The 2,225-nt window shown below is 57.7% G+C and carries 2 protein-coding genes; both read right to left on the bottom strand.

The window, feature by feature from the left end:
- Nucleotides 1-1,115: PAS domain-containing protein (locus AB4043_RS23070; RefSeq protein ID WP_442308216.1), on the bottom strand; the 1,115-nt coding region annotated here is incomplete at its 3' end.
- A gap of 50 nt (nucleotides 1,116-1,165) precedes the next feature.
- The gene (locus AB4043_RS23075) at nucleotides 1,166-2,158 is read right to left on the bottom strand and encodes a YpdA family putative bacillithiol disulfide reductase (protein ID WP_442308217.1); all 993 of its coding nucleotides are present in this window, start codon (nucleotides 2,156-2,158) and stop codon (nucleotides 1,166-1,168) included.
- Nucleotides 2,159-2,225: the final 67 nt, after the last annotated feature.

A 2,225-nucleotide genomic window follows, 5' to 3' on the forward strand; every position in this document is an offset into this window, starting at 1 on the left:
TCCTCTGACTGCAGACGTTGCGTGATCTCCATCACCACAACACCAACCCACCGCACGACACCCTGCTGCGTACGTACGGGATACCAGTTGCAGATCCAGGAACGTTGCACACCCGGCAGGCTAGGCAGCTCTCCCTTCATCTCGATATCCCGCACCGGCTCTCCCGAGTCGAAAACCGTTGAGAGAAGCATCTCGACCCGCTCGGAGAGCGGTCCGGGAAAGACTTCCGTCATCCTTCGGCCGAGATGGCGATTGATCGGAAGTCCATTGATATCCGCAAGAAACTGGTTCAACCGCACGTATCGCAGCTTCTGGTCGAAGAACGCGAAACCGATGGGCGCATTCCCCAGCATGGAATCCAGCAGCGCCAGCGTCTCGTATAAGCCCGAGCGCTGATCTTCCAGCTCACGCACCATGGTGTTGAAGCTGCGAGTCAGCTCACCTACTTCGTTGGACGCGGTCACCACCAACGGAAAACCTGCATTCGATTCAGGATCGCGGATGATCTGCTGGGTCGCCTCACGCAGCTTCCGCAGCGGCCGGCTCACGCCGCGCACAATCAGCAGGATCGGCAAAAGGTTTGAGAGCAGCGCCAGACCGCCGTACCAGAGCGCTCCCGTGACGATGATGCTGATATTGCTCGCAAGCGCGGAAGAGCTCGGTTCCAGCCAGATCAGACCTGCAGGTTTCCCGCTGACGAAGATCGGAGCAACACTCTCGGTTCGCCCCTGGGCCGTGATAAACAGCCGCGCCTTCACTGGTCCCATCAACTCGCGTCGCTCTTCGGCGCTTAATGGCGCATCAGCGTTCGACTCGGATACCGCCAGAGTCCTGCCACTCAGATCCGTGACACGCGCTCCGTCGATGGTCGGTGTAATGCGCGCCGTCTCCAGGATCTCCTTCAACGCGTCCATGTGATCCTGGCTCAGCGGAACACTGCACGCTCCTGCCAGACGCTCCGCCTGCTGCAACAGCCGCTGACGAGCCCGTTCCCGCGTAACAGAGCGCTGCGCGGAGACCGTATAGGTCAAAAAGATGGCAAGCAGCAGAGTCTGCACCACAATGGTGCCAAAGATCAGTTGCCCCTGGATCGTTCTTGGCAAAATGCGGCGCATGAGATGGTTCCAAGGCTAAACCCGTCCGGGTTTCGTGGAAAGCTTTTCCCTCACGAGAGCTTGCTTGTTAAATCTCGGGCAATCTGCGCTCCGTGGAAACGCCCGTTTTCGATAAACACTTCGTTGGTGCGCTCACCAGCGATAATGACTCCGGCCAGATAGACTCCCGGAACGTTCGACTCCAACGATTGCGGATCGCACACCGGGCATCGGCTGTTGTTCTCATCCAGCCTGACACCTAATGCCTCCAAAAACTCGAAGTCAGGTCTATACCCCGTCAGAGCGAAGACAAAGTGATTCGCAATCGTGGTCTCGCCCTCAGGAGTCGTCAAGGTCACCGTGTCCTCTGCGATCTGCTTCACCACGCTCGAAAAGTACGCCTTGATCTCTCCGTTCTTGATGCGGTTGTTGATGTCAGGCAGAATCCAATACTTCACGTGGCTATGCATCGCAGGTCCGCGATGCACCAGGGTGACACGTGCTCCGTGACGCCATAGATCCAGCGCGGCAATCGCCGCGGAGTTCTTTCCGCCGATTACCACCACATCGAGACCGAAGTACGGATGCGGCTCGTTGTAATAGTGCATGGTCTTGGGAAGGTCTTCCCCGGGGAGACCGAGATAGTTCGGCAGATCGTAGTACCCGGTGGCCACCACAATCTTCTTCGCCTGATGCTGCAACACACGGCCAAAGCGATCTTCGGTATGAACGACAAACTGCCCATCGCTTCCGGTTACCTTGTCGACACGCTCGTACTGCCGCACGTCCAACCGAYAGTTCTCGGCGACCTTGCGGTAGTACTCCAGTGCCTCGCTCCGCGTCGGCTTCTGGTTCGGACTCGAGAAGGGTATATTGCCGATCTCCAGCAGCTCCGGCGTTGTAAAGAACGTCATGTGTGCCGGATAGTTAAAGAGCGAGTTGCACAGGCAACCCTTGTCCACCAGCACAGCCTTCAGGCCGGCACGCTGCGCTTCAATCGCGCATGCCATACCCGTCGGACCTGCTCCGATCACCAGTACATCGAAAATCCCGGTCGAGGCCATATCTTTAATCTTATAGAAGATGCTGCGACGTCGAATTAGCCGCCGCATCCAACCCAAAGGCATCACT

Source organism: Terriglobus sp. YAF25, from assembly GCF_052113305.1.
GTDB lineage: Bacteria > Acidobacteriota > Terriglobia > Terriglobales > Acidobacteriaceae > Terriglobus.